Here is a 4087-nt window from a genome sequence, read left to right as displayed (position 1 = left end):
GTTTTTCAAGATCAAAAGATCGCAGCCTGCGGCAGCTCCTACAGGGAATTGTGGGTAAAAAGAAGCCCCGGGACTTGCGTCGCCGGGGCTGTGTATAACGTGCGAAGAATCAGTGCCCGCCCAGATAGGCGTTACGCACCTCCTCATTCACCAGCAACTCTTTGCCGGTACCGGTCAGGCGAATCTCGCCGTTAACCATCACATACGCCCGATCCGACAGCTTCAGCGCATGGTTGGCGTTCTGCTCGACCAGGAAAATCGTCATCCCGGTTTTCGCCAACTCCCGCAGGGTCGCAAAAATCTGCTTCACCACGATCGGCGCCAGGCCCAGGCTCGGTTCATCGAGCAGCAACAACTTCGGCCTGCTCATCAACGCCCGGGCAATCGCGAGCATCTGTTGCTCACCACCGGACATGGTCATCGCCCGCTGCGTCCGCCGCTCTTCCAGTCGCGGGAACAGCGCGAACATGCGCTGCATGTCCTCTTTAGCGTACTTGTCGCCAATCGGGATGGTGCCCATCAACAGGTTTTCCTCGACGGTCATGTCAGGGAACACCCGCCGTCCTTCCGGCGACTGCGCGATGCCATTGGAAGCGATGTAGTGCGAGGACTTCTGGGTGATGTCGACGCCTTGATAAATGATCTGCCCGCCAGCCGCACGCGGCTGGCCGAAGATCGACATCAACAATGTCGACTTGCCGGCACCGTTAGAGCCGATCAGGCTGACGGTTTCCCCCTCGTTGATCTGCAGCGAAACACCTTTGAGCGCCTGGATCGGTCCGTAGAACACGTCGAGGTTTTTGAGTTCGAGGATCGGTTGCGTCATACCAGTTCCTCTTCGTCGGCGCCGAGATACGCCGCAATCACTTTCGGATCATTTCGAATCGCTTCAGGCCCGCCTTCGGCGATGACGATGCCGTGATCCAGCACCACGATGTGGTCAGAAATGCTCATTACCATGCCCATGTCGTGTTCGATCAGCACCACGGTCAGATCGTGCTCGTCGCGCAGCAGCCGGATCATCGCGCTCAGCGCTTCGGTTTCCTGTGGGTTGAGGCCGGCGGCCGGTTCGTCGAGGCAGATGATCTGCGGCCGCGTGCACATCGCGCGGGCGATCTCCAGACGGCGTTGCTGACCGTAGGAAAGTTCACCGGCGAGACGGTTGGCACAGTCAACCAGATCGACCACTTCCAGCCAGTAGAACGCAACATCCAGTGCGTCGCTTTCAGCCTTGCGGTAGCCCTTGGTGTTGAGGATCCCGGCGAGCATGTTGCGGTTGACCCACATGTGTTGGGCCACCAGCAGGTTTTCCAGCACCGACATTTCCTTGAACAGGCGGATGTTCTGGAAGGTTCGCGCCAGCCCCGCACGGTTCACCAGGTGCGTGCCACCGAACATCTTGTAGTACATGCGACTGAGGAAGGATTTCGGCGAAACGAAATCCGACGCTTTGAACGACTCGCCCAACAACTGGATGACGTTGGTCTGCTGGCCGCGCACATTGAGTTCGATCTTGCCGCCGGAGGCTTTGTAGAAACCGGTCAGGCAGTTGAACACAGTGGTTTTGCCAGCGCCGTTAGGGCCGATCAAGGCGAAGATCGAGTTGCGTTTGACCTTCAGGCTGACATCGCTCAAGGCCTTGATGCCACCGAAATGCATCATCAGTTTTTCAACAGAGAGTACGACTTCACTCATGGCGCAGTCCTCTCATAGTGAATGGCACCTTTGCGTGGAGTGACCCCGGTACGGCTGATGCGGATCAGCCCACGTGGTCGCCAGATCATCATCAACACCATCAGGATGCCGAACAGCAGCACGCGATATTCAGCGAAACCGCGCAGCAGTTCCGGAGCGACGGTGAGTACGAATGCGGCGATCACCACGCCGATGGTCGAGCCCATGCCGCCGAGGACGACGATGGCCAGGATCAACGCCGATTCGAAGAAGGTGAACGAGGTCGGGTTGACGAAACCTTGATAGGTGGCGAAAAACACACCGGCCAGACCCGCCGTCGACGCGCCAATGGTGAATGCCGAAAGCTTGACCAGCACGTGGTTGAGGCCCATCGAACGGCAAGCGATTTCGTCTTCACGCAAGGCTTCCCAGGCACGACCGACCGGCATCTTCACCAAACGGTGTTTGATGTACAGCACAGCCAAAACCACGAGGAACAACACCGCGTAGATGAAGTAGTACTTCACGTCCGGGTTGTAGGCGATGCCGAAGAACTCATGGAACGGCACCCCGCCATCCTTCGCCCGTTTGCCGAACTCCAGACCGAAGAACGTCGGCAGTGGCGCCGGCATGCCGTTCGGGCCGCCAGTCAGCGACAACCAGTTGTTGAGGATCAGGCGAATGATTTCACCGAAGCCCAGGGTCACGATCGCCAGATAGTCGCCGTGCAGGCGCAGTACCGGAAAACCGAGGATGCAGCCGGCAAGGCCCGCGGTGATCGCCGCCAGCGGCAGCACCGTCCAGAAGCCCAGACCGAGGTACTGATAACCGAGCGCCAGACCGTAGGCGCCGATGGCATAAAACGCCACGTAACCGAGGTCGAGCAGACCGGCCAGACCGACCACGATGTTCAGCCCCAACCCCAGCAGCACGTAGATCAACCCGAGGATGACCACGCCCAGCAAATAGGAGTTGGAAACAAACGGCACGATGACAGCCAGCACAATCAGCAGCGGGATGATCCAGCGCAGGCTCGATTTGTGATCGGCCGGCAGCACATGCACACCCGACCCGGTGCTCTCGAAGCTGTCGAGAATTTTCAGGCCTTTGGGGGTTTGCAAGAACAGGCTGAGGGCAAACCGGCCGATCATGACAACGCCAATGATCCACGCCACACGGGTCGATTCGAGGTTGAAGCTGTAACCGTCGAGGACGACGCCGACAATCGGCCCGAATACGATCAGGGCAATCAGGCCGGCGAGGATCGCCTCAACCAGACTTTTTTTGATATCGATGGTTTTTTTAGTGGTTGAAGACATCGCTTACACCTTCGACACAAGAGGACGGCCCAACAGGCCCTGCGGCCGGAAGACCAGAACAAGTACGAGCAGCGAGAAGCTGAACACGTCTTTGTAGTCGGAGTTGACCAGGCCGGAGAACAGCGACTCGGAAATCCCGAGAATGATCCCGCCGAGCATCGCACCGGGCAGAGAGCCGATACCGCCGAGCACCGCAGCAGTGAATGCCTTGATGCCGATGATGAAGCCGGCATAGAAGTCGAACGTGCCGTAGTTCATGGTGATCAACACACCGGCCAATGCCGCCATGGCTGCACCGATGATGAACACGTAAGAGATCACGCGGTCGGTGTTGATCCCCAGAATCGAGGCCATTTTGCGGTCTTGCTGAGTAGCACGGCACATGCGCCCGAGCTTGGTGTACTTGATGATGTAGGTCAGTACGCCCATGCCGACGAACGCGGCCACCAGAATGAAGACTTTGGTGTAAGTCAGTTGCACGAAACCGGTGCCGATGTCGACACGCCACGCGCCAGTCAGCAAGGTTGGCACGCCTTGTTGTTTCGCGCCTTGAGCGATCTGTGCGTAGTTTTGCAGGATCAGGGAAATACCGATGGCGCTAATCAGCGGTGCCAGTCGGGTGGAGTTGCGCAGGGGTTTGTAAGCGACTCGCTCAATGACCCAGCCATACACCGCCGTGACGACGATGGTGAAGATCAGTGTGCCGAGCATCAGCAGCGGGAAAGATTCGATACCGAAGTAAGCCAGCAGAGCCAGACTGATTGCCGCCAGGTAAGCAGAAATCATGTAAACCTCGCCGTGGGCGAAGTTGATCATGCCGATGATGCCGTAGACCATTGTGTAGCCGATGGCGATCAGGCCATAGACCGACCCGAGGGTCAGGCCGTTGACCAGTTGCTGCAGGAAAATACCATCCATAACGCAATCTCACGCAGTGAGAACCTGCACGCCTGTGGACGTGCGGCTCTTCTAGGGAAAATACAGATTTACGTCGGAGCAATGTCAGCCACGATCAGCCTATCGCCACCACCTCCTGTGGGAGCGGGCTTGCTCGCGAATGCGGTGTATCAGCTACCGTTGATGGTGACTGACAC

Annotated in this window: 4 protein-coding genes; all 4 read right to left on the bottom strand. The window is 58.1% G+C overall.

The window, feature by feature from the left end:
- Positions 1–109: 109 nt before the first annotated feature.
- The 4 genes from GVL50_RS28365 to GVL50_RS28350 are packed head-to-tail and all read right to left on the bottom strand — an operon-like array spanning position 110 to position 3911.
- Positions 110–826, bottom strand: a complete 717-nt coding sequence (locus GVL50_RS28365; RefSeq protein WP_053116799.1) for an ABC transporter ATP-binding protein — start codon at positions 824–826, stop codon at positions 110–112.
- Positions 823–1695 carry an ABC transporter ATP-binding protein gene (locus GVL50_RS28360; protein WP_053116798.1) on the bottom strand — a complete coding sequence of 291 codons (873 nt, stop codon included), beginning with the start codon at positions 1693–1695 and terminating at the stop codon, positions 823–825. The genes GVL50_RS28365 and GVL50_RS28360 overlap by 4 nt, the downstream gene beginning before the upstream one ends.
- Positions 1692–2993 (bottom strand): high-affinity branched-chain amino acid ABC transporter permease LivM, encoded by a 1302-nt coding sequence (livM, locus tag GVL50_RS28355; RefSeq protein WP_159815837.1) that lies wholly within the window; start codon positions 2991–2993, stop codon positions 1692–1694. The genes GVL50_RS28360 and livM overlap by 4 nt, the downstream gene beginning before the upstream one ends.
- 3 nt (positions 2994–2996) lie before the next feature.
- The gene (locus GVL50_RS28350) at positions 2997–3911 is read right to left on the bottom strand and encodes a branched-chain amino acid ABC transporter permease (protein ID WP_053116796.1); all 915 of its coding nucleotides are present in this window, start codon (positions 3909–3911) and stop codon (positions 2997–2999) included.
- Positions 3912–4087: the final 176 nt, after the last annotated feature.

It is taken from the genome of Pseudomonas sp. 18058 (assembly GCF_902706155.1).
GTDB lineage: Bacteria > Pseudomonadota > Gammaproteobacteria > Pseudomonadales > Pseudomonadaceae > Aquipseudomonas > Aquipseudomonas rustica.
The sequence above is the reverse complement of the archived record's forward strand: the minus strand, read 5'-3'. Positions and strand labels throughout refer to the sequence as shown.